This is a genomic window from Oleiphilus sp. HI0128 (assembly GCF_001635365.1).
The window spans coordinates 1-982 of sequence record NZ_LWGG01000133.1 but is presented as its reverse complement, the minus strand read 5'-3'; the positions used below and the strand labels follow the sequence as shown (position 1 = coordinate 982).

The 982-nt window shown below is 46.1% G+C and carries 2 protein-coding genes; both read right to left on the bottom strand.

The window, feature by feature from the left end:
- On the bottom strand, positions 1 to 345 hold a 345-nt coding region (locus A3763_RS01735; protein WP_197482685.1), incomplete at its 3' end, for an enoyl-CoA hydratase/isomerase family protein.
- Positions 346 to 982 (bottom strand): enoyl-CoA hydratase (locus A3763_RS01730; protein WP_068759838.1); only part of this gene is annotated, 637 nt, incomplete at its 5' end. It abuts the gene before it with no gap.

Below are 982 nucleotides of genomic sequence, written 5' to 3'. Positions count from 1 at the left end.
ATAATTGAGTTGATATTCCTCAAAAAAGAACTGTTCTGCATCGATACAAGCACCGTCTTGTTGTGCTATCGCAGAGCGATAAAGTGCTTGGACATCGCCGCCAGCGCAAAAGGCTTTGCTGCCTTGCCCCTTTAAAATTACAGCTTGAATATCATCGTTACTTGCCCAATCTTTTAGTGACTGCGTGAGTAAACGGACCATTTGAAGCGATAGGGCGTTTAGCGTCTTTTCGGAGTTGAGTGTTAAAACTCCCACACTGCCATTTTTAGCAGCAAGTACTTCGACTAGCACTTCTTCGGACGCTGTTGTTTCGACAGTCTCAGTTGCTTGTGATGATTTATTCATTTACTTTTTCCACTCTGGAGAGCGTTTCTCGAGAAACGAATTAGTGCCTTCAAGTTGGTTGTCACCACCAATTAGATTAATGAATTCGGTGCGCTCATGCTGAAGTGAAAGCGATATGGCGTTTTCTCGAGCTGTACTTAAAAGCTTTTTACAGGCAAACAAAGCATCGGGGCTTTGCTTACTTGCAGACTGTGCATAGTTCATGGCGCTTGATAAGGCCTCGCCTTTCGGTACACTTTCTAGTGCTAATCCGGTTTGAACGGCTGTTTCGGCATCCATTCTCTGCCCGAGCAAGATCATTTTACTTGCCCACGCTTCGCCAATTAACCAACTCAACCGCTGTGTGCCACCAGCGCATGGTAAAAGACCAACACCTGCTTCAGGCAGTGCAACCTGAGCCTGTTCTTCGACGATACGGATATCACAGGCAAGTGCACACTCAAGACCTCCACCCATCGCGTAACCATTGATAGCCGCGATGGATACACCCTTAAAACTTGCAAGGGCTTCAAATGCTTCGCCAAAACGGTGTGCAACATCTTTTGAAAGTATCTTGTCGCCGCTACTAAACTGCTTAAGGTCTGCACCAGCAGAGAAAAACTTTTCGCCTTGCCCGTGTATGACTAAGGCACTTATT